Annotated in this window: 17 protein-coding genes, 3 tRNA genes and 1 pseudogene; 4 read left to right on the forward strand and 17 right to left on the reverse strand. The window is 56.0% G+C overall.

Translation table 11 applies throughout. The features are described from left to right. Nucleotides 1-24: 24 nt before the first annotated feature. The 12 genes from nsrR to nnr form a co-directional block, all read right to left on the reverse strand. The gene (gene nsrR / locus E0L20_RS12390) at nt 25-450 is read right to left on the reverse strand and encodes a nitric oxide-sensing transcriptional repressor NsrR (protein ID WP_014068620.1); all 426 of its coding nucleotides are present in this window, start codon (nt 448-450) and stop codon (nt 25-27) included. A 192-nt stretch (nt 451-642) separates the two neighbouring features. Then, the gene (locus E0L20_RS12395; protein ID WP_024907332.1) at nt 643-1941 is read right to left on the reverse strand and encodes an adenylosuccinate synthase; all 1299 of its coding nucleotides are present in this window, start codon (nt 1939-1941) and stop codon (nt 643-645) included. 102 nt (nt 1942-2043) lie between these two features. Further along, a complete protein-coding gene (locus E0L20_RS12400) occupies nt 2044-2241 on the reverse strand; it encodes a DUF2065 domain-containing protein (RefSeq protein ID WP_131634195.1) in 198 nt (65 codons plus the stop codon). Nucleotides 2242-2312: 71 nt separating this feature from the next. Then, nucleotides 2313-3317: a protease modulator HflC gene (gene hflC, locus E0L20_RS12405; protein ID WP_131634196.1), complete on the reverse strand. Its 1005-nt coding sequence runs from the start codon at nt 3315-3317 to the stop codon at nt 2313-2315. Between the two features lie 2 nt (nt 3318-3319). After that, nucleotides 3320-4579: an FtsH protease activity modulator HflK gene (gene hflK, locus E0L20_RS12410; protein ID WP_131634197.1), complete on the reverse strand. Its 1260-nt coding sequence runs from the start codon at nt 4577-4579 to the stop codon at nt 3320-3322. Nucleotides 4580-4635: 56 nt separating this feature from the next. Further along, nucleotides 4636-5916 carry a ribosome rescue GTPase HflX gene (gene hflX / locus E0L20_RS12415; protein ID WP_131634198.1) on the reverse strand — a complete coding sequence of 427 codons (1281 nt, stop codon included), beginning with the start codon at nt 5914-5916 and terminating at the stop codon, nt 4636-4638. Between the two features lie 73 nt (nt 5917-5989). Further along, nucleotides 5990-6301 (reverse strand): RNA chaperone Hfq, encoded by a 312-nt coding sequence (hfq, locus tag E0L20_RS12420; RefSeq protein WP_003855990.1) that lies wholly within the window; start codon nt 6299-6301, stop codon nt 5990-5992. Nucleotides 6302-6386: 85 nt separating this feature from the next. Further along, nucleotides 6387-7337, reverse strand: a complete 951-nt coding sequence (miaA, locus tag E0L20_RS12425; protein WP_131634199.1) for a tRNA (adenosine(37)-N6)-dimethylallyltransferase MiaA — start codon at nt 7335-7337, stop codon at nt 6387-6389. Next, complete coding sequence (mutL, locus tag E0L20_RS12430) at nt 7330-9174, reverse strand: DNA mismatch repair endonuclease MutL (RefSeq protein ID WP_131634200.1); 1845 nt, start codon at nt 9172-9174, stop codon at nt 7330-7332. The genes miaA and mutL overlap by 8 nt, the downstream gene beginning before the upstream one ends. Before the next feature lie 9 nt (nt 9175-9183). Then, nucleotides 9184-10530 carry an N-acetylmuramoyl-L-alanine amidase AmiB gene (gene amiB, locus E0L20_RS12435; RefSeq protein ID WP_131634201.1) on the reverse strand — a complete coding sequence of 449 codons (1347 nt, stop codon included), beginning with the start codon at nt 10528-10530 and terminating at the stop codon, nt 9184-9186. Nucleotides 10531-10546: 16 nt separating this feature from the next. Next, complete coding sequence (gene tsaE / locus E0L20_RS12440) at nt 10547-11008, reverse strand: tRNA (adenosine(37)-N6)-threonylcarbamoyltransferase complex ATPase subunit type 1 TsaE (RefSeq protein ID WP_131634202.1); 462 nt, start codon at nt 11006-11008, stop codon at nt 10547-10549. Then, nucleotides 11001-12524: a bifunctional ADP-dependent NAD(P)H-hydrate dehydratase/NAD(P)H-hydrate epimerase gene (gene nnr / locus E0L20_RS12445; protein WP_131634203.1), complete on the reverse strand. Its 1524-nt coding sequence runs from the start codon at nt 12522-12524 to the stop codon at nt 11001-11003. Before nnr ends, tsaE begins: the two co-directional genes overlap by 8 nt. On the opposite strand from nnr, the gene queG reads away from it, so the two are divergent. Then, entirely contained in the window at nt 12523-13662 is a 1140-nt protein-coding gene (gene queG, locus E0L20_RS12450) for a tRNA epoxyqueuosine(34) reductase QueG (protein WP_131634204.1), read from the forward strand. The genes nnr and queG overlap by 2 nt on opposite strands. Before the next feature lie 269 nt (nt 13663-13931). Here queG and E0L20_RS12455 read toward each other — a convergent pair. The 4 genes from E0L20_RS12455 to orn form a co-directional block, all read right to left on the reverse strand. After that, nucleotides 13932-14007 (reverse strand) — tRNA-Gly (locus tag E0L20_RS12455). 36 nt (nt 14008-14043) lie between these two features. Beyond that, nucleotides 14044-14119 (reverse strand) — tRNA-Gly (locus E0L20_RS12460). Between the two features lie 36 nt (nt 14120-14155). Continuing rightward, nucleotides 14156-14231: transfer RNA gene (locus E0L20_RS12465), tRNA-Gly, on the reverse strand. A 195-nt stretch (nt 14232-14426) separates the two neighbouring features. After that, entirely contained in the window at nt 14427-14972 is a 546-nt protein-coding gene (orn, locus tag E0L20_RS12470) for an oligoribonuclease (RefSeq protein ID WP_131634205.1), read from the reverse strand. Nucleotides 14973-15079: 107 nt separating this feature from the next. Here orn and rsgA point away from each other — a divergent pair, with 107 nt between their 5' ends. The 3 genes from rsgA to mscM all read left to right on the forward strand — a co-directional run bounded on the left by rsgA (nt 15080) and on the right by mscM (nt 20541). Beyond that, entirely contained in the window at nt 15080-16132 is a 1053-nt protein-coding gene (gene rsgA / locus E0L20_RS12475) for a small ribosomal subunit biogenesis GTPase RsgA (RefSeq protein ID WP_010427739.1), read from the forward strand. 97 nt (nt 16133-16229) lie between these two features. Further along, nucleotides 16230-17198 carry an archaetidylserine decarboxylase gene (asd, locus tag E0L20_RS12480; RefSeq protein WP_131634206.1) on the forward strand — a complete coding sequence of 323 codons (969 nt, stop codon included), beginning with the start codon at nt 16230-16232 and terminating at the stop codon, nt 17196-17198. 19 nt (nt 17199-17217) lie between these two features. Next, complete coding sequence (gene mscM / locus E0L20_RS12485) at nt 17218-20541, forward strand: miniconductance mechanosensitive channel MscM (RefSeq protein WP_131634207.1); 3324 nt, start codon at nt 17218-17220, stop codon at nt 20539-20541. 37 nt (nt 20542-20578) lie between these two features. On the opposite strand, the pseudogene yjeM reads toward mscM, so the two are convergent. Further along, nucleotides 20579-22068, reverse strand: a pseudogene (gene yjeM, locus E0L20_RS12490) (glutamate/gamma-aminobutyrate family transporter YjeM). Between the last annotated feature and the right edge of the window lie 143 nt (nt 22069-22211).

Below are 22211 nucleotides of genomic sequence, written 5' to 3' on the forward strand. Positions count from 1 at the left end.
TGTCAGCTCCGGTGGAAATTTTCTTCATTCCACCAGCAATAATTTATAAAGCGGTTGATTCTCTTCAACCAAATCGGCCAGCGTGTAGTTATCCAGTTCCTTGAGAAAACTTTGCACGGCCTTTGAAAGCGCCTGTTTCAGGCGGCAAGCGGGCGTGATGTGGCAGAACTCGCTGCTGCAGTTCACCAGAGACAATGGCTCCAGTTCACGTACCACATCCCCAACACGAATACTCTGTGCCGGTTTACCAAGACGAATCCCCCCATTCTTCCCACGGACGGCAGCAACGTATCCGGCACGGCTAAGTTGATTGATTATTTTGACCATATGATTACGGGACACACCGTAGACCTCTGTCACCTCAGAGATACTGGTCATCTTCCCATCGGGTAACGACGCCATATAAATCAGCGCGCGTAGGCCGTAATCGGTGAAACTTGTTAACTGCACATCAACCTCAGGAAAAAGGGAAAACGCGGTCAAACCGCAGAGATATTCATTAATGATGATAAACCAGCCAGATAGTTGGCGGCTAATTTATTTGACAGACGGGGCGAAAAAGCGGAGATCCAGGAGCGGTCGCCGGATGGCGCTACGCTTATCCGGCCTACGGGTTTCCCCGCAGGCCAGCAGTCACGAAGATTATGCGTCGAACGGGTCGCGCAGGATCATCGTTTCAGTACGATCCGGGCCGGTAGAAATAATATCGATCGGCACTTCGGTCAGTTCTTCAATGCGCTTGATGTAATCCAGCGCCGCCTGCGGCAAGCCGCTACGTTCTTTCACACCGAAGGTAGTCTCAGACCAGCCCGGCATGGTTTCGTAGATTGGCTCAATGCCTTCCCAGTCGTCAGCAGCCAGCGGAGTGGTGGTCACTTCGCGGCCATCTGGCATACGGTAGCCAACGCAGATTTTCACTTCTTTCAGGCCGTCCAGCACGTCCAGCTTGGTCAGGCAGAAGCCAGACAGGGAGTTGATCTGCACTGCACGACGCACCGCAACCGCATCCAGCCAGCCGGTACGGCGACGACGACCGGTGGTCGCGCCAAACTCGTTACCCTGCTTGCACAGGAACTCGCCGGTTTCATCAAACAGCTCGGTCGGGAATGGACCTGCACCCACGCGAGTGGAGTACGCTTTGATGATGCCCAGAACGTAATCCACATAACGCGGCCCCAGGCCAGAGCCGGTCGCCACGCCACCTGCGGTGGTGTTAGAGGAGGTTACGTACGGATAGGTACCGTGGTCGATGTCCAGCAGCGTACCCTGCGCGCCTTCGAACATGACGAAATCGCCACGCTTGCGCGCCTGGTCCAGCAGATCGGACACATCAACAACCATACCGGTCAGAATGTCTGCAATCGCCATGACGTCATCCAGCACTTTCTGGTAGTCAACAGCGTCAGCTTTGTAGAAGTTCACCAGCTGGAAGTTGTGATATTCCATCACTTCTTTCAGTTTTTCAGCGAAGGTCGCTTTGTCGAAGAGATCGCCCACGCGCAGACCGCGACGTGCAACTTTATCTTCGTAAGCCGGGCCGATGCCACGGCCGGTGGTGCCGATAGCTTTCGCGCCGCGCGCTTTTTCACGCGCTACGTCCAGCGCCACGTGATAGTCAAGGATAAGCGGACAGGCTTCGGAGAGCAGCAGACGCTCGCGAACCGGGATACCACGGTCTTCCAGGCCTTTCATCTCTTTCATCAGCGCAGCAGGAGACAGCACTACGCCGTTACCGATGATGCTGGTGACGTTATCACGAAGAATGCCTGATGGAATAAGATGGAGGACGGTTTTTTCACCGTTGATTACGAGAGTATGGCCTGCGTTATGACCACCCTGATAGCGCACAACATATTTAGCACGTTCAGTCAGAAGATCGACGATCTTCCCTTTACCTTCGTCACCCCATTGGGTGCCCAGTACGACAACGTTGTTACCCATTTTTCAAAATCACCGATTGCTTAAAAATGGATTCTACCATCGCTTTTTCAGATATACAGCACTTTTTGACCCCAAAATATGCCATATCCGACCACTTTTTGATCAGCCAATCGTTTTCCTCAACATGTAGTAGATCACGATACCGGCAACCACAAGACCGCCGCCAAAACGACGCAAAATATTATCCGGCAGCTGACTCATCGTCGCGATCATTCGACGCCAGGCTTTCGGATAGAGCATTGGCCCAAGTCCTTCCAGCACCAAAACCAGGGCCAGCGCGAGCCAGATCGTTGAATTCATTTTTATTCCTTATAAAAGAAAACCACCGCTCCGTTGGGAGCGGTGGTTTGAATACTCAAACGAGCCTGAGTTTATCGCGTTGCGTTGGCTGGCGTCTTCATATAACGGAAGAAATCGCTGTCCGGGCTGAGCACCATCACATCCTGGTTGCTCTGGAAGCTATTCTCGTACGCACGCAGGCTACGGATAAAGGCGTAGAAGTCCGGGTCCTGGCTGAAGGCATCCGCAAACAGCTTCGCCGCTTCGGCATCGCCTTCACCGCGCAGGATACGGCCCTGACGTTCAGACTCTGCAAGCGTCTTGGTCACTTCGTAGTCCGCAGCGGCACGCAGCTTCTCGGCCTCTTCCTGACCCTGTGAACGGTGACGACGGGCTACCGCTTCACGCTCGGCGCGCATACGGTTGTAGATCGCCTCGGACACTTCTGCCGGCAGGTTGATTTGCTTGATACGCACGTCAACGACTTCGATACCCAGCGCGGCCATACTGTTCGGGTTGATCACCGGCACTTTACCGTTGGTTTCAGCCTGAACGCGTTCAGCCGCTTTAGCAATTGCATCATCCGCCGCTGGCGTTTCTACTTCGTCTTCGGTGCCTGCAGAACCGGAGTTCAGCGCATCGCGCACTTCCAGCGTCAGACGACCGCGAGAGTCGGTAACGATGTCTTTCACGTCCAAACGACCGATCTCAGAACGCAGACGGTCAGAGAATTTACGTTTCAACAGCACTTCTGCCTGAGAAACGTCACCGCCGCCCGTTGCCAGGAAGTAACGGCTGAAATCACTGATGCGCCATTTGATATAGGAATCAACGATCAGGTCTTTCTTCTCTTTGGTCACGAAACGATCAGCCTGGTTATCCATGGTCTGGATACGGGCATCAAGCGTTTTCACTGACTGAATGAACGGTACCTTGAAGTGCAGGCCCGGCTCGTAAATCACCGGACGCTTGTCGCCATCACGCACGACGCTGCTGAACTGGAACTTGATCCCACGCTCGCCCTCTTTCACCACGAAGATCGAGGTGTAAAGCACGACCAGTACGATGATGATGATCGCAATAACTGACTTACGCATCCTTATTCCCCCTGACGCTGGTAGTCGTTACGCTGCGCGTTAGCACGGCGTTGGTCCATAATGTCACCATCGTTCGAAGAAGGCGTTGTGTTCGCGCTGGAGCTGCCTGACGAAGCTGGCGGCAGGCGCAGCAGGTTGTTCGCCCCGCTGGTGTCTTTCGCAGCCGGTGCAGAACCGCCTTTCAGCATCTGATCCAGCGGCAGAACCATCAGGTTTCCACCTTTGCTGTCGTTAACCAACACTTTGCGAGTGTGGCTCAGCACTTTTTCCATGGTCTCGATATAGAGACGCTCACGGGTAATTTCCGGAGCCGCTTTATATTCCGGCAGGATTTTCGCGAAGCGAGCCACTTCACCCTGCGCTTCCAGGATGGTCTGCGTCTTATACGCGCGCGCTTCTTCCAGAATACGCTGCGCCTGACCGTTAGCACGTGGCTGTACTTCGTTGGTGTACGCTTCTGCTTCACGGATGTACTGCTGTTCGTTTTCACGTGCAGCAATCGCATCGTCAAACGCCGCTTTCACCTCTTCCGGCGGACGCGCAGCCTGGAAGTTGACGTCCAGCAGGGTGATACCCATGTTGTACGGACGAATGGTCTCTTCCAGCTCGCGCTGGGTATCGCTACGAATAACGGTACGACCTTCGGTCAGAATACGGTCCATGGTGTACTTGCCGATCACGCCACGCAGGGCGCTGTCGGTCGCCTGACGCAGACTGTCGTCAGCGCTGGTCACGCTAAACAGATAACGCTCAGGATCGGTTACGCGGTACTGCACGTTCATCTCAACGCGCACCACGTTCTCGTCCGAGGTCAGCATCACGCCGGACGCCGCCAGTTCACGCACGGATTCCACGTTTACCGCGGTAACGTCGTCAATGAAGGTTGGTTTCCAGTTCAGGCCCGGCTCAACCAGATGGCTGAACTTGCCGAAACGGGTAACCACGCCGCGTTCTGCTTCTTTAATGGTGTAGAACCCGCTGGCTGCCCAGATGATTACCACCGCAGCGGCCACAATGCCCACTACGCGGCCACCCATTGGCGGGCGAGGACTCTGAGTAGAATTGCCACCCGAGCCAGAACCTTTACCTCCGCCAAGGCCACCAAGCTTTTTGCTCAGCTTGCGGAAGATATCATCCAGATCCGGCGGCCCCTGCTCGCGACCACCTTTGTTGCCATTTCCCCCAGAGTTGCCGCCTTGATTATTGCTGCTTCCCCACGGGTCGCGGTCTTGTCCGTTATTACCGGGCTGATTCCACGCCATGTATATGCTCCATATTTGTTATGCAAGGGCGAATTATTCAGGCTTCCCCTTTCTGATCAGACGATATAGTCCGTCAGCGCAGGTTCTTGTTTACAGAGGCGACGCCAGTCAACGATCGGCATACGCACCTGCATCCCCACGCTGCCGTCATCCTCCATCCACTCTTTTTCTATCGCCTGAAGCTGATAAAACCGGCTGCGCAGCCTGCCTTCCTGTGGCGGCAGTCGCAGCGTGTGCTGAGCTACCTCACCGGAAAGACGTTCTGTCAAAGCCTGGAAAAGCAGTGGCACGCCAATTCCGGTCTGAGCAGAAAGCCAGACCCGAATCGGTTTGTTCTCTTCATCTCTGTCGATACGCGGTTCGAAATCATCCAGCATATCGATTTTGTTCATTACCAACAGCGTTGGGATTTCGTGGGCGTCGATCTCTTCGAGCACCACGTTCACCGCGTCGATGTTCTCCTGCACGCGCACGTCTGCAGCATCAATCACGTGCAGCAGCAGGGTCGCCTGACGCGTCTCCTGCAGCGTTGCCTTAAACGCTGCCACCAGGTCATGCGGCAGGTGGCGAATAAACCCTACGGTATCCGCGAGCACCGTTTCACCGACGTCGGCGACGTCAATGCGGCGCAGCGTTGGGTCCAGGGTCGCAAACAGCTGGTCTGCGGCATACACCTGGGCCTCGGTTATCTGGTTAAACAGGGTGGATTTACCGGCGTTGGTATACCCCACCAGCGACACCGTCGGGATGTCGGCTTTGGTTCGCGCCCGACGTCCCTGCTCACGCTGCTTCTCGACTCTTTCCAGACGTGAGAGGATCTGGGTAATACGGCCACGCAATAAACGACGGTCGGTTTCGAGCTGGGTTTCACCCGGACCGCGCAAACCAATCCCGCCTTTTTGTCTTTCAAGGTGGGTCCAGCCACGCACAAGGCGCGTCGCCAGATGGCGCAGCTGCGCCAGCTCAACCTGCAGCTTCCCTTCATGGGTACGCGCACGCTGAGCAAAAATATCTAAAATCAATCCCGTGCGATCGATAACACGGCATTCGCAAAGGGCTTCCAGGTTACGTTCCTGGGCTGGAGACAGCGCATGATCGAACAACACGACTGACGCGCCGGTTGCTTTTACGGCATCCGCAATTTCGACTGCTTTACCTTCACCAACAAAATACTTTGGGTGCGGCGCTTTACGGCTACCGGTAATCACCTGCATTGCTTCGACACCGGCGGAAGAGACCAGAGATTCAAACTCCTGGAGGTCTTCCATATCTTTGTCTTGCGAAAAATAGATGTGTACCAGCACCGCCTGCTCACCGGCATCATAACGGTCAAACAAGCGTAAACCTCTCTAAAAAGATCAGCGGGGAACGCAGGACCCCTGGCTCCCCGTGTGGATAACAGCAGAAACCTTACTCGGTTTCTTCGCTGTCCTGCGCTGGCGTTGAAGAACCCTGCGCGTTGCTGCCATGATGGTAGTTACTACCAGTGCCGCCGCCAGCGTTATTGCTGTGATGAGATACCGGACGGGACGGAACAACAGTAGAAATAGCGTGCTTATAGACCATCTGACTGACCGTGTTTTTCAACAGAATCACGAACTGATCGAAAGACTCAATCTGACCTTGCAGCTTAATACCATTCACCAAATAAATAGAAACTGGAACACGTTCCCGACGCAATGCGTTCAGGAACGGATCTTGTAAAGATTGCCCCTTAGCCATTCTATCTTTTCCTTATATGCTTGTTTTGTACTTAGAACCTTGCGATTCTGAAAAATTGCGCACGATACGTCTCAATTGTACACATTCAGTGAGCGATATCACCAACAACCTCAATCACTTCGTTTAACGCCTGTTGCGGTTTTTCACTGTCTAACCAGTGAACCCCCTCCCAACCGCGTAACCAGGTGATCTGGCGCTTCGCTAACTGTCTCGTGGCGCAAACACCTCGATAAACCATTTCATCGTATGAAATTTCACCTTCAAGATACGACCACATCTGGCGGTATCCCACACAACGAATGGAAGGCATGTCCGTATGCAAATCTCCACGGGCAAATAGCGCCCGCACTTCTGCTTCAAAATCTGAAGCTAACATCTGATGAAAACGCTGCTCAATTCGTTGATGGAGCAGTTCACGGCTCGCCGGGGCGATGGCGAACTGATGCACCTGATACGGCAGAGCGTCTCCTGACGTTTGCGTCAGTTCCGTTAAAGTTTTACCCGAAATGAAAAAAACTTCCAGTGCCCGGGAAAGCCTTTGCGGATCATTTGGATGAATCCGTGCTGCGGCAACCGGGTCAATCTCCGCCAGTTGCTTGTGCAAAACGTCCCATCCCTGCTCTGCCGCCTGCTGCTCAATCTTTGCTCTTACTTCCGGATCGGCTGATGGCAGAGGTGATAATCCCTCCAACAGCGCCTTAAAGTAGAGCATGGTTCCGCCAACCAACAGCGGTATACGTCCCGCCGCCGTTATCTCGGCCATTTCGGCTAAGGCATCGCGACGGAAATCCGCTGCGGAATAGGCCTGTGCCGGGTCGAGAATATCCAGCAAACGATGCGGTGCCGCGCGCAGTTCGTCTGCGTCTGGCTTCGCCGTGCCGATGTCCATCCCTCGATAGATGAGGGCAGAATCAACGCTAATCAACTCTACAGGCAAAACTTTACGTAACTCAATGGCTAACGCCGTTTTGCCCGAGGCCGTTGGGCCCATTAAAAATATTGCCTTAGGCAGGCTCGCCTTGCTTACGTCAATCATGTTTCAGGGCGGTCATCGCCGTTTGTAAATCAACAGGTTGTAATAAACCACCCGGCGGCGTTTTCACCAGATGCGGGCAAATGCGTTCCACCTCTGCCAGCACGGTAATCGCCTGCGCCATACTCCACGGCGTGTGTTCGCTTGCCAGATGGCGGGCGATCCACTGCGCGGTATTGGCGGCATCAAACGATGTCTGTTGCGCCAGGTAGCCTATCAGTTCAGGAATCAAGTTTTGTAAATTTTGTTGGCGTAAGGGTAAAGGCACTGCGCGAATTGTCACATGCTGCGCTTCCAGTATCATTTCGATACCCATTTTCGCCAGCTGCGCCTCAGCCTGCTGCAATACCCTTGATTCTTCAGGGGATATTTTCAAGCGAACCGGGATCAGCAGGGGCTGCGCGCAGGCCGCGTTTTGCCCCGGCGTGAGCTGCGCCTGCTTGAGCCAGCGTTCCGCCACCGGCAGCGCCAGCAGCATCAGTTTACCCTCACGTTCAAGCAAGGCCATATCCGGTGCAATAATGGTCAATACCCGACCAAAGCTCTGGCTGTGTCCTTCCAGCGAAGGGGATGACACCTCGATGTGCTCTTTTCGCTCTACGGCTGGCGTATCGAGCAGCTTGCGGTATAACGCGCCCTGCTGCTTTTGATATCCCGGCTGGGCGTTGGGATAGTTAGCGCCGGTTGGCCGAGGAGCACTTCCCGCCGTTGAAAAGCGCGGAGCGACCGGTTCACGGGCGACCGCAGGCTCAGCAAAATGATTGCGTCCCGCCGCCACGCGGTTTTCCGGCAGCGCACGCGCGGCGGGCTCCTCGCTATCCAGCGGCAACGCAGGTGCCGACTGCTGCTGCAAGACGCTAACGACGCCCTGGTAGATAAAATCGTGCACCAGACGCGACTGGTGGAACCGCACCTCATGCTTGGCAGGATGGACGTTTACGTCCACCTGATGCGGGTCGATCTCAAGATAAAGCACAAACGCAGGCTGCCGATCGGCGCCGAGCTTGTCTTCACAGGCCTGGCGAATGGCGTGATTAATCAGGCGGTCGCGCATCATGCGGCCGTTTACGTAGCAGTACTGGATCTCGGCAAACGCTGCGCTGTTGGCGTTTGGGTCAGCAACCCAGCCGCGCATGGCCAGATCGCCATGCTGCCACTCAATCGCCAGCGCCTGCTCCAGGAACGGCGTGCCGCAGATAGCGCCTAACCGGCGCTCCTTCTGCCCACCTTCTGCAACCGCACGGTACTGACGCATCACCTTGCCGTTATGGCTGAGGTTGATGGTGACATCGAATCGCGCCAGCGCAATGCGGCGAATGACCTCATCGATATGTCCGAATTCGGTCTTTTCGGTCCGCATGAACTTGCGTCGGGCCGGGGTGTTATAGAACAGATCCAGCACTTCGAGCGTGGTGCCAACAGGATGCGCCGCCGGTTTTACCGTGACGTCCATATCGCGCCCTTCGGCGTAGGCCTGCCAGGCTTCCTGCTGTTCGGCGGTACGGGAGGTCAAGGTTAAGCGGGAAACGGAGCTGATGCTGGCAAGCGCTTCGCCGCGAAAGCCGAGGCTGATAATCGCTTCAAGATCGTCCAAAGAGGTAATTTTACTGGTAGCGTGACGGGCCAGCGCCAGCGCCAGCTCGTCCTTTTTGATGCCACAGCCATTATCGCGAATGCGAATGAGCTTTGCGCCACCGCGTTCGATATCGATATCAATGCGGGTTGCGCCCGCATCGAGGCTGTTTTCCACCAGCTCCTTCACCACCGATGCAGGGCGTTCCACCACCTCACCGGCGGCGATTTGGTTCGCGAGCTGCGGCGGTAGAACCTGAATCGGCATGCATTCTCCTTAGTTGGTCGCGGTCATCTCACCCGGCAGCGCTGCACTGGCCGTCTGGCCCGCCCCGCCCTGCGGCGCGGACTGTAGCGGATGGGCATCAAAGTATTTGCGCAGGCCGTTATAAATCGCTTCGGCAATCTGCTGCTGGTAGCTGTCGCTTCCCAGCAGGCGCTCTTCACCGGTGTTGCTGATAAAGCCCGTCTCAACGAGGATGGACGGAATATCCGGCGAACGCAGAACGCCAAGGCTCGCATGTTCCGGGCGGCGCTTGTGCAGCACGCCAATACTTTGCAGCTGGCTCAATACGTTAGTGGCGACATCATACCCGACCCGCTGAGAATGACCGAACTGTAAATCCAGGACCGCCTGGCTGAGATACGGATCGGACTGGCTGTTTGCCAGCACATCGCCCGCGCCGCCCAGGAGTTCAGACTGCTTCTCATGCTCTTCCAGCCAGTTTGCCATTTCGCTGTTAGCGCGACGGTTGGAAAGCACCCATACCGAGGCGCCGGTCGCGTTACGGTTCGGCGCAGCATCCGCATGAATAGAGACCAGGAAGTTCGCGTTCTGCTTACGCGCCACGTCCGAGCGCCCCATTACCGAGATAAAGTAATCCCCGTCGCGGGTAAGCACGCCTTTAAACATAGGATCGTCATTGAGCAGCGAACGCAGCTTACGCGCGATGGCGATGGTGACATTTTTCTCCCGCGTGCCGCCAGGACCGATGGCTCCCGGATCTTGCCCGCCGTGCCCCGCATCAATGGCGATAATCACTTTATCACCGCTGACCGCCGTACGGCGCGCGCTGGCCGCAGGACGCGTCACCGTGTTGCTGCTGGTTGCCGCAGTGATGCGGTCGTTCTGCGACTTAAACGGATTACGCGCAGGTTCAGAAGGACGCGGCGTATACACCGGTTCTTCCACGCGCTTCGCGACGACAGGCGCAGGCGGCGGAGGTGGAGGCGGCGGTACATCGGCTTTGATGGTAAAGACGACGGTATAATTCGCGCCGTTTTGCTGTTTCACCGCCTGGGTTTTCCCCTTTTCGGTCAGATCAACAACCAGCCGCAGCGACTGCGCATCTTTTGGCGTACCGGACCGGATGCTTTTTACCAGGTTATTACCGCTGAACTGCAGCGGCAGCCCCTGTATCACGCCCGTTTGTTTGATATCCAGCGCCACGCTGCGGCTGTCGATTTGTGAGAAAGCATACTCAGGATCGCCCATAAAGCTGAACGTAATTCGGGCCTGGCTGTCGCCATTCGAAACCTGAATATCCGAAAGATTTGCCGCGCCGGCCTGCGCGCACAGCAGCACCGTAGCAGCTAACAACCAACCTTTAACGCGATGTATCATCCCGTCATCCCTACGCTTAACCGGCCAGTCGGGCCAGTAAGGAACTGCCTGATGAGGAAACCGCACTGATGCGCGCCTCACGCCCTTGAGCCTGGTAATCTAAGTGAATTTCGACATCCGGGTCAGGCAGCACACCCGCACCTTGCTGCGGCCACTCCACCAGGCAAATGGCGTCGTTGGCAAAATAATCGCGGATACCCATAAACTCCAGCTCCTCCGGGTCCGCAAGACGGTATAAATCGAAGTGGTACACCATGAGATTTTCGAGGGTGTACGGCTCTACCAGCGTATAGGTCGGGCTTTTAACGTTCCCGTTATGGCCTAACGCCTGCAGGAAACCCCGGCTGAACGTGGTTTTACCCGCGCCTAAATCACCATACAGATAAATGACGGTTGCCCCCTGGCAGGCCTGCGCGACGCGCTTGCCGAGATCTAAAGTGGCTTGTTCATCAGGTAAAGAAATCGCTCGGTTAGTCATTTTCTACGTCAATCACATCCGGGTTAACAACACGCCTCAGCGTGCCAAAAAGATCGGTGGCCAGCATGCCGCGCGTTCCATAGCGAGCAGCCAGCCTGTCGGCGGCCGCACCGTGCGCCACACAGCCCGCGCAGGCTGCATCATAAAGGGGAAGTTTCTGTCCAAGCAATGCGCCGATAATGCCAGAAAGCACATCGCCCATGCCGCCGCTCGCCATGCCTGCATTTCCGGCATCAATAATGCCGAGTGCATTTTCGCTGGCAACCACGGTTCCCGCCCCTTTCAACACAACCACACCTCCATAACGTTTTACCAGACGCTGGGCAGAAAGTAAGCGATCGCTTTCAATTTCTGCCACGCTGCAGTTAAGCAGGCGCGCGGCTTCGCCGGGGTGCGGGGTTAGAATGCGATTGTGACGTGTATCCGGGTTTATTGCCAGAAGGTTAAGCGCGTCGGCGTCCCACAGCATCGGTTTACGAAAATTCTCAACCTTTTGCAGCGCCTGTTTGCCCCAGGAGTGCTGTCCCAGCCCGGGGCCAATCACCACTACATCCGCCCACTCAAGGCTCTCTTCAAGCGTCTGCGGGGTAAGCTCGTGTACCATCAATTCCGGGCGCGCGGTAATAATGGGGGGAATGTTTTCGCTGCGCGTCAGCACGCGCACCAGACCCGCGCCGCTGCGCAGAGCCGCCTCTCCCGTCATGCGGATAGCGCCCGCCGTGCCGCGATCTCCTCCCACAATCACCAGCTTGCCGTGATCGCCTTTATGGGACGTTGGGCGTCGCGGAGGCAGCCAGCCTGATAGCTGTGAAGCATCACATCGTGAAACATGCGTCTCCTGACCTGCCAGCCAGCTCTCCAGCCCCAGCGCGTTGTGATGCAATACTCCCACCACGTCCCGCGCTTTGCCGGTGAGTAATCCGGGCTTCAGGGCGATAAAGGTCACGGTATGGTCGGCCTCGATCGCCACTCCCGGTATCGCGCCGGTTTGCGCCACCAGGCCAGAAGGAATATCTAGCGCCACCACCGGTGCGATATGCGCGTTGGCGTGCTTAATCAACGCGGCAACGTTCTCGCGCGGCGCACTGCGCAAACCCGTACCCAGCAGACCATCCACAATCACATCGATATCATCCGGCCAGACGATATCCGCCGCATGAATAACCCCGCCCGCGTTCAGCCAGGCTTCTCGCGCGGCGGCGGCTTCTTCCGGCAGCGGCCTATCGCTTTCCAGCGCCAGCAATGTCACACGCAGCCCGGCCGCTACGGCCAGACGAGCGACAACATAGCCGTCACCGCCGTTATTGCCGTGCCCGCACAAAATTAACCAGTGTGAGGCAGCCGGATAGGCCGCACGGACCACGTTAAACGCCGCTTCGCCCGCGCGCTGCATCAGTTCAAAAAGGGTAATGCCGAGGCTGTCTGCGGCCTCTTTCTCGGCGCGCCGGAGGTCATCCGCATGCCAGATGGAATGTGGTATACTTGCGGGGTTTTTCTTCACAGTATGGTCCGTCATGTCACAGCCCCTCGATCTCAATCAGTTAGCGCAAAATATTAAACAATGGGGTGCTGAGCTTGGCTTCCAGAAGGTGGGTATTACCGATACCGACCTTTCCGCCAGCGAGCCTAAACTGCAGGCGTGGCTGGACAAACAATATCACGGCGAAATGGAGTGGATGGCGCGTCACGGCATGATGCGCGCCCGTCCTCACGAGCTTTTGCCGGGCACATTACGCGTCATTAGCGTGCGCATGAACTATCTGCCCGCCAACGCGGCCTTTGCGCGCACGCTAAAAAATCCCTCTCTGGGCTACGTCAGCCGCTACGCCCTGGGGCGTGACTACCATAAGCTCCTGCGTAACCGCTTAAAAAAGCTTGGGGAAACCATTCAGCAGCACTGTGTTTCGCTGAATTTTAGACCCTTTGTGGACTCCGCGCCTATTCTTGAGCGCCCGATCGCTGAAAAAGCGGGGCTTGGCTGGACAGGTAAGCACTCACTTATCCTGAGCCGCGACGCCGGATCGTTCTTCTTCCTGGGCGAACTGCTGATTGATCTACCGCTGCCGGTAGACGGCCCGGTTGAGGAAGGCTGTGGCCGCTGCGTGGCCTGCATGACCATCTGCCCCACGGGCGCCATCGTCGAACCCTATACCGTTGATGCGCGCCGCTGTATTTCCTATCTCACTATCGAACTGGAAGGGGCGATTCCAGAAGAATTTCGACCGCTTATCGGCAACCGCATCTACGGCTGTGACGACTGCCAGCTGATCTGCCCGTGGAACCGTTATTCCCAGCTCACGGGTGAAGAGGATTTCAGCCCGCGTAAAGCATTACATGCGCCGCAGCTCATTGAGCTGTTCGCATGGACCGAAGCCTGGTTCCTGAAGGTGACGGAAGGGTCGGCCATTCGCCGTATCGGCCATCTGCGCTGGCTGCGTAATGTCGCCGTTGCGCTGGGTAATGCCCCGTGGGACGAAGCCAATATACTGGCGCTGGAAAGTCGTAGAGGTGAGCACCCACTTCTCGATGAACACATAGAATGGGCGATTGCGCAGCAAATTGAGAAGCGAAATGCCTGCGTGGTCGAGGTGCAGCTACCGAAGAAACAGCGTCTGGTGAGGGTGATTGAAAAAGGGCTTACGCGAGACGCCTGATCTATTCACAGCCTGTGAATAAAAATAAGAACTCAAGCGCCATAAGGCCTGGCAAACAGGTCAAGTGATCTCAATAACATTTTGAAATCAAATTTTCTTGAATAAATTCAATAGAATACAAGAATATTATTCACCCTGCGAAGTTTTTGGTTCAGCCCAGTAAAACGCAGAATCTGTGGATAAGTCTGTTTAAAAGAGTATTTCAAATGCAATAGAAAACGTCCCCAACGAAGCATTTCGCTGTGGATATTTTTGAGATGAAGAAGATTTGGAGCGGGAAACGAGACTCGAACTCGCGACCCCGACCTTGGCAAGGTCGTGCTCTACCAACTGAGCTATTCCCGCTTGGGTGGTGCATGCTTTAGAAGCATTATCAAATTTTGGAGCGGGAAACGAGACTCGAACTCGCGACCCCGACCTTGGCAAGGTCGTGCTCTACCAACTGAGCTATTCCCGCTTGGGTGGTTCATGCTTTAGAAACATTATCAAATTTTGGAGCGGGAAACGAGACTCGAACTCGCGACCCCGACCTTGGCAAGGTCGTGCTCTACCAACTGAGCTATTCCCGCAAATCTGTACTGCTTTTGTTGCTGTCGTAACGTGTAATTCTCTGTCGTTACGGGAGGCGCATTATACGAGAAATCCGTTTAGCTGCAACCCCCCTGAAAGCGTTTTTTTGGAAATTCAGTTCAAATGCTTATTTAATCGGCAAGCTGAACAATTTAGCGACAAAAACCCGGTCACGCAAGGTGCCGGGTCTCAAATCAGAGCTTGATAAAGTTTTCGCGGTAGTAGGAAAGCTCCGCCACGGACTCACGGATATCGTCCATCGCCTGGTGGGTCCCCTGTTTTTTAAAGCCGTCGAGAATTTCTGGCTTCCAGCGTCGCGCCAGCTCTTTCAGGGTGCTGACATCAAGGTAGCGGTAGTGGAAGTAAGATTCCAGCTCCGGCATGTACTTAAACAGGAAGCGGCGATCCTGACCAATGCTATTGCCGCAGATAGGCGATTTGCCAGCAGGAACCCACTGCTTCAGGAACTCAAGGGTTGCCAGCTCTGCTTCACGATCGCCCTGGGTGCTGGCCTTCACGCGATCCACCAGCCCGCTGCCGGTATGGGTACGCACGTTCCAGTCGTCCATCAGCGCAAGCTGGTCATCAGACTGATTTACCGCAATGGTCGGCCCTTCCGCCAGGATATTGAGATTCGCATCGGTGACCAGCGTGGCGATCTCAATAATGCGATCGCGCTCGGGATCCAGCCCGGTCATTTCAAGATCGATCCAAATCAGGTTGTTTTCGTCCGCGCTCATGTTATTTTCCACCCTTCTCGCATAACCGGCTATAGCAGGTTAACTAGTATTAATTAGAGTGTATCATAGAGGTTTTGCCCACTATGGGCGACCAGGAGCCAGCGCGATTGAGTAAAAATAAACTCTCCAAAGGGCAGCAGCGCCGCGTAAACGCCAACCACCAGCGCCGTCTTAAAACCACTTCGGAGAAGCCGGATTATGACGACAACCTGTTTGGTGAAGCGACTGAAGGCGTCGTCATTAGCCGTTTTGGTATGCATGCCGATGTCGAATCCGCCGACGGAGATATTCACCGTTGCAATATCCGTCGCACTATCCGTTCACTGGTGACCGGCGACCGCGTGGTCTGGCGTCCGGGTAAAGAGGCCGCTGAAGGGGTCACGGTTAAAGGCATCGTTGAAGCCGTACATGAACGTACGTCAGTGCTCACCCGCCCGGATTTTTACGACGGCGTGAAACCCATTGCCGCCAACATTAACCAAATCGTTATCGTTTCGGCGATTTTGCCTGAGCTTTCGCTCAATATTATCGACCGTTATCTGGTTGCCTGCGAAACGCTGCAGGTTGAACCGATCATCGTATTGAACAAGATCGATCTGCTGGACGACGACGGCATGGCCTTCGTTAACGAGCAGATGGATATCTACCGCAAGATTGGTTATCGCGTGCTGATGGTCTCCAGCCACACCAAAGATGGCCTGAAGCCGTTAGAAGAGGCGCTGACCGACCGCATCAGCATCTTTGCGGGGCAATCCGGCGTGGGCAAATCGAGCCTGCTGAACAACCTTCTCGGCCTCCAGCAAGAGATCCTGACCAACGATGTCTCCAACGTGTCGGGACTGGGTCAGCACACCACTACCGCCTCACGTCTGTATCATTTCCCGCACGGTGGCGACGTGATCGACTCTCCGGGCGTGCGTGAATTTGGCCTGTGGCATCTTGAGCCGGAACAAATCTTCAACGGATTTGTCGAATTCCATGATTATTTAGGCGCTTGCAAATATCGCGACTGTAAACACGATAACGACCCGGGCTGCGCCATCCGCGAAGCGGTTGAGAATGGCGAAATTGCAGAGACCCGCTTCGAAAACTATCACCGCATTCTGGAAAGCATGGAAGACGTAAAAACGCGTAAAAACTTTTCTGATTCGGATAACTGACAACTAAGCTAAGCATCGCTAAAATCGTCCCCTTTTTTCAGGTTCCGGCTGTCTTAAGCCGGATCAGGAACGACAAAACAATGGCCTGGAGGCTACCTTGTTAAACTCATTTAAACTTTCGCTTCAATACATTCTGCCAAAACTGTGGCTCACTCGCCTGGCGGGCTGGGGCGCGAGCAAACGAGCGGGCTGGCTGACCAAACTGGTCATCGACCTGTTCGTGAAATACTACAAGGTCGACATGAAGGAAGCGCAGAAGCCGGACACTGCCAGCTATCGCACCTTCAACGAATTCTTCGTCCGCCCGCTGCGTGACGAAGTACGCCCGCTGAACACCGATCCGAACGTGCTGGTCATGCCTGCTGATGGCGTTATCAGCCAGCTCGGTAAAATCGAAGACGACAAAATTCTGCAGGCGAAAGGCCACAACTACAGCCTGGAAGCGCTGCTGGCCGGCAACTACCTGATGGCAGATCTGTTCCGCAACGGTACGTTTGCCACCACCTACCTGTCTCCGCGCGACTACCACCGCGTGCACATGCCGTGTAACGGTATCCTGCGCGAGATGATTTACGTCCCGGGCGACCTGTTCTCGGTAAACCACCTAACCGCGCAGAACGTCCCGAACCTGTTTGCCCGTAACGAGCGCGTCATCTGCCTGTTTGATACTGAATTTGGCCCAATGGCGCAGATTCTGGTGGGTGCTACCATTGTAGGCAGCATCGAAACCGTCTGGGCGGGCACCATCACCCCTCCGCGTGAAGGCGTGATCAAGCGCTGGACCTGGCCTGCCGGTGAGGCAGAAGGCTCCGTTGCCCTGCTGAAAGGCCAGGAGATGGGTCGCTTCAAGCTGGGCTCTACCGTAATTAACCTGTTTGCACCGGGTAAAGTTAACCTGGTTGAACAGCTGGAAAGCCTGTCGGTCACCAAACTGGGCCAGCCGCTGGCGATGTCTACCGAAACCTTCGTGACGCCGGACGCAGAGCCTGCGCCGTTGCCGGAAGAAGAGATCAAAGCCGAGCACGACGCCAGCCCGCTGGTTGACGACAAAAAAGACGAAGGCTAACAACAGAAGGATCGCTGACGTGCGCCCGATTATCGTACTACTGATGGCCTGGTGCCTCAGCATGGGGGCGTACGCAGCGACAGCCCCCGACGCCAAACAGATAACCCAGGAGCTGGAGCAGGCCAAGGCGGCGAAACCCGCACAGCCGGAGACCGTCGAGTCGCTCCAGTCTGCCCTGAACGCGCTTGAGGAGCGAAAAGGCTCGCTCGAGCGCGCTCAGCAATATCAGCAGGTTATCGACAACTTCCCAAAACTCTCCCAAACGCTACGCTCGCAGCTGAATAACCTGCGCGACGAACCGCGCGATGTTCCTGCAGGCTTAACCTCCGATGCGCTAAACCAGGAGATCCTGCAGGTCAGCAGCCAGCTTCTGGAAAAGAGCCGCCTGGCGCAGCAGGAACAGGAGCGCGCGCGTGAAATCGCCGACTCGCTTAGCCAGCTTCCTCAGCAGCAAACCGACGCCCGCCGCCAGCTAAACGAGGTGGAACGTCGCGTTGGCACGCAGTCCGGCAATTCGGCACAGAGCCAGGCGCAAAATCTTGGAATTCAGGCTGAATCTGCCCGGCTTAAAGCGCTGGTCGATGAACTTGAGCTGGCACAGCTTTCGGCCAATAACCGTCAGGAGCTGTCGCGCATGCGCGCCGAGCTGGCGCAAAAGCAGAGCGAGCAGCTTGATGCGTATCTTCAGGCCCTGCGTAATCAGCTGAACAGCCAGCGCCAGCGTGAAGCCGAACGTGCGCTGGAGAGTACAGAACTGCTCGCAGAAAACAGCGAAAACCTGCCTGCCGGGATTAACGAGCAATTCCGGGTTAACCGCGAACTTTCTGCCGCGCTGAACCAGCAGGCGCAGCGCATGGATCTGGTGGCCTCCCAGCAGCGTCAGGCGACCAATCAAACGTTGCAGGTGCGTCAGGCGTTAAACACCCTGCGCGAACAGTCACAGTGGCTGGGATCGTCCAACCTTCTCGGCGAAGCGTTGCGCGCTCAGGTTGCCCGCCTGCCGGAGATGCCGAAGCCGCAGCAGCTCGATACCGAAATGGCACAGCTGCGCGTTCAGCGCCTGCATTTTGAAGATCTTCTCAACAAGCAGCCGCAAATCCGCCAGATCCGTCAGGCGGACGGTCAGCCGCTCACCGCTGAGCAAAACCGTATTCTTGAAGCCCAGCTGCGTACCCAGCGTGAACTGCTGAATTCCCTCCTGCAGGGCGGCGATACGCTGATACTGGAGCTGACGAAGCTGAAAGTGTCGAACAGCCAGCTGGAGGATGCGCTGAAAGAGGTCAACGAGGCAACGCACCGTTACCTCTTCTGGACGTCCGACGTGCGTCCAATGACCTTCTCGTGGCCGATAGAGATTGTGCAGGACCTGCGCCGGCTGATTTCACTCGACACCTTCAGCCAGCTGGGTCAGGCCAGCGTGATGATGATCACCAGCAAGGAGACCATCTTCCCGCTGCTGGGGGCGCTGATCCTTGTCGGGTTCAGCATTTACTCCCGCAGACACTTCACGCGCTTTCTGGAACGCTCCAGCGCGCGCGTGGGCAAAGTGACGCAGGACCATTTCTGGCTGACGCTACGCACCGTATTCTGGTCGATTCTGGTGGCCTCACCGCTGCCGGTGCTGTGGATGACGCTGGGATACGGCCTGCGCGAAGCCTGGCCCTTCCCGCTTGCCGTGGCCATTGGCGATGGCGTCACCGCCACCGTACCGCTGCTGTGGGTAGTGATGATTTGCGCCACCTTTGCGCGTCCTAACGGCCTGTTCGTTGCCCACTTTGGCTGGCCGCGCAGCCGCGTCGCGCGCGGTATGCGTTACTACCTGATGAGTATCGGCCTGATTGTGCCGCTCATAATGGCGCTGATTATGTTTGATAACCTCAACGACCGTGAATTCTCCGGCTCGCTGGGGCGTCTGTGCTTTATGTTGATATGCGGCGCGCTGGCGATGGTGAAACTCAGCCTTAAGCGCGCCGGAATACCGCTCTATCTGGATAAAACCGGCAGCGGCGATAACATGTTTAACCGCCTGCTGTGGAACCTGATGCTTTCCGCACCGTTGGTCGCGATTCTGGCGGCAGCCGTGGGCTATCTGGCGACGGCGCAGGCGCTGCTGGCGCGCCTGGAGACCTCCGTCGCCATCTGGTTCCTGCTGCTGGTGATCTACCATGTTATCCGCCGTGGAATGCTTATCCAGCGTCGCCGCCTGGCGTTCGATCGCGCCAAACACCGCCGGGCGGAAATTCTCGCCCAGCGTGCGCGGGGCGAAGAAGAGCCAAACCACGTCAACAGTACGGAAGGGGCAACGGATGCCGATGAGGTCGAAATCGATCTGGATGCTATCAGCACCCAGTCATTGCGGCTGGTGCGCTCCATCCTGATGCTGGTTGCCCTGCTGTCGGTGATCTTCCTGTGGTCGGAGATCCACTCCGCGTTTGGCTTCCTTGAGAACATTTCGCTGTGGGACGTAACGTCGACGGTGCAGGGTGTTGAAAGCCTGGAGCCTATTACGCTGGGTGCGGTGCTGATCGCTATTCTGGTACTGATTATCACCACCCAGCTGGTGCGAAACTTCCCGGCGCTGCTTGAGCTGGCGCTCCTGCAGCATCTGGATTTAACCCCCGGCACGGGCTACGCCATTACCACCATCACCAAGTATCTGATCATGCTGTTTGGGGGGCTGGTAGGCTTCTCGATGATTGGTATCGAGTGGTCAAAACTGCAGTGGCTGGTCGCGGCCCTGACCGTCGGCCTGGGCTTTGGTCTGCAGGAGATCTTCGCCAACTTCGTTTCCGGCCTGATCATCCTGTTTGAAAAACCCATACGCATTGGCGACACGGTGACCATTCGCGATCTGACCGGTAGCGTCACCAAAATCAACACCCGCGCCACCACCATCAGCGACTGGGACCGTAAAGAGATCATCGTGCCGAACAAAGCGTTCATCACCGAGCAGTTTATCAACTGGTCGCTGTCCGACTCCGTCACGCGCGTGGTGCTTACCGTACCGGCGCCGTCGGATGCAAACAGCGAAGAGGTGACGCAGATACTGTATACCGCGGCAGAGCGCTGCTCGCTGGTGATCGACAACCCGGCGCCGGAAGTGTTCCTGGTCGACCTGCAGCAGGGGATTCAGATTTTCGAGCTGCGTATCTATGCCGCCGAGATGGGACACCGTATGCCGTTGCGCCATGAGATCCACCAGCTGATTCTGGCTGGCTTCCGCGAGCACGGAATTGATATGCCGTTCCCACCGTTCCAGATGCGTCTGGAAAGTCTGGGGGGGAATAAAATGGGAAGGACGATCTCGTCCTCAGGACGTAAACGTTCGGCAGGAAGTTTGTAGCTCAGAGCCCTCCCATTCGGGAGGGCTTTTTTATGCACTACGCGACGTTCACCGCGAAGGCCGTCGAGCGCCGACGGTAATTCTCATAAATCCCCATCGCCAGCAGCGAGAAGAAGATCGGGCCACCGACCATCCACAGCGCGCTGTTCCAGTCATTTGCCTCAATGACCGGCTGAATAACGGTAAAGATATTCGCGAATGCGACCACCAGCACCACCACCGTCGTCGCCAGCAGCGTTGTCACGCGGGTTTTGAAAATCACAAACGGACGCTCCAGATCCTGCTTCGCCTTGAAGAAGGGGAATGCCAGCGTCAGGAAAAGGTAAGGCAGCGTCATTGACACGTTCGCCATCAGGGTCAGCTTGTTGTAAAACGCAGACGCCGTATCCCCGCCAAACGACACCAGCAGGATAAATACGCAGACCAGCAAACACTGCATCCACATGGCGTTAGCGGGCATCCCGGCGGTATTCAGCTGCGTCATGCGCGCTGGCCACAGCGCTCTAGGCGTGCCCTGAATGATGGCTTTCAGCGGGGAGTAGATGAGCGTAAAGAACGCGCCGGTATAGGCAAGGAACATCGACAGTCCGGTGATACGCGCAAACCAAACGCCCATCACCGCCGCTGCATCCGGCGTCAGGTTCATCGCCTGCCCCAGCGTCATTCCCAGGCTTTTCATCAGCACGTAGGTAATGTTGCCAAGGTTGGTGGTGTTATTGCTCAATACCTGCTGCCAGTTGGTGCTGACTCCCCACAGGAAAATCGCCAGTGAATAGCCGATTGAGATAACAATGGCCGCAAAAATGATCCCTTTGGCAAAATTCTTTTCCGGGTTTTCCGTCTTATCGACCAGGCCGCCCACGGCTTCGATACCGCCATAGGCAAAGATGGCAAACACCACAAAGGAGAGCATGGCAAGGCCAGACTGATAGCTCGGATTAGGGGATGAAACGAAATTCACCTCCTGCGCAAAATGCCCGCCGTTCAGGCACAGAATGGCGATGCTCACCAGCAGAAGAACCAGGTTCAGGCACATCACAGAGATGCCGCCCACGGCGGTGATCCGGGCAATTTTGTTGATGCCCTTAGACGCCACCAGCGTTACCACAACCATCCAGCACACTGCCAGAATGCCCACGACCTGCGTGGAGCTGAGGCCAGCCAGCGACCAGACCTGAGTTTTATCGGCAAGGTCGAGAACGGAACCCAGACTTTTGCAGCCGTGCTCACCATCCAGACGACGTAGGAGGAGAACCACATAAAGGTGCCAATAAACGCATAGCGCGGGCCAATGCTGTTATTCATCCACGAGTAGATGCCGCCCTCTTCTTTCCGATAGGCCGACCCCATTTCCGCCATCATCAGCGCGAACGGGATAAAGAAGAACAGCGCAGAGACGATATAAAACGGCGTCGCGCTGTAGCCCATCAAATAGAAGGCAGACGGGCTATTGGCGAAGCCAAAAACTGATGTGAAGATCATCAGGATGAGCCCGGTAAGGGTCATCTTTTTGAGTGAGTGAGACATATAACCATCCGAAGGAGAATTAAGCTGCGCGGATGGTAGCAGATGACCAGACAGAAATTGTGGCTATGCGAGGCAAACTAAGAAAAAGGCCTGTGTATAGAGAAATTGGCAGTTTTTAATGTTGCCGTGCGGAAATGGAAAGG

Source organism: Enterobacter wuhouensis, assembly GCF_004331265.1.
GTDB lineage: Bacteria > Pseudomonadota > Gammaproteobacteria > Enterobacterales > Enterobacteriaceae > Enterobacter > Enterobacter wuhouensis.

Bases quoted from the DNA above. Each gene is read 5' to 3' on its own strand.
- hfq (WP_003855990.1), bottom strand. From the start codon at position 6,301: ATGGCTAAGGGGCAATCTTTACAAGATCCGTTCCTGAACGCATTGCGT.
- miaA (WP_131634199.1), bottom strand. From the start codon at position 7,337: ATGATTGACGTAAGCAAGGCGAGCCTGCCTAAGGCAATATTTTTAATG.
- queG (WP_131634204.1), top strand. From the start codon at position 12,523: ATGTCACAGCCCCTCGATCTCAATCAGTTAGCGCAAAATATTAAACAA.
- hflC (WP_131634196.1), bottom strand. From the start codon at position 3,317: ATGCGTAAGTCAGTTATTGCGATCATCATCATCGTACTGGTCGTGCTT.
- amiB (WP_131634201.1), bottom strand. From the start codon at position 10,530: ATGATACATCGCGTTAAAGGTTGGTTGTTAGCTGCTACGGTGCTGCTG.
- orn (WP_131634205.1), bottom strand. From the start codon at position 14,972: ATGAGCGCGGACGAAAACAACCTGATTTGGATCGATCTTGAAATGACC.
- E0L20_RS12395 (WP_024907332.1), bottom strand. From the start codon at position 1,941: ATGGGTAACAACGTTGTCGTACTGGGCACCCAATGGGGTGACGAAGGT.
- tsaE (WP_131634202.1), bottom strand. From the start codon at position 11,008: ATGACTAACCGAGCGATTTCTTTACCTGATGAACAAGCCACTTTAGAT.
- E0L20_RS12400 (WP_131634195.1), bottom strand. From the start codon at position 2,241: ATGAATTCAACGATCTGGCTCGCGCTGGCCCTGGTTTTGGTGCTGGAA.
- mutL (WP_131634200.1), bottom strand. From the start codon at position 9,174: ATGCCGATTCAGGTTCTACCGCCGCAGCTCGCGAACCAAATCGCCGCC.
- hflK (WP_131634197.1), bottom strand. From the start codon at position 4,579: ATGGCGTGGAATCAGCCCGGTAATAACGGACAAGACCGCGACCCGTGG.
- nnr (WP_131634203.1), bottom strand. From the start codon at position 12,524: ATGACGGACCATACTGTGAAGAAAAACCCCGCAAGTATACCACATTCC.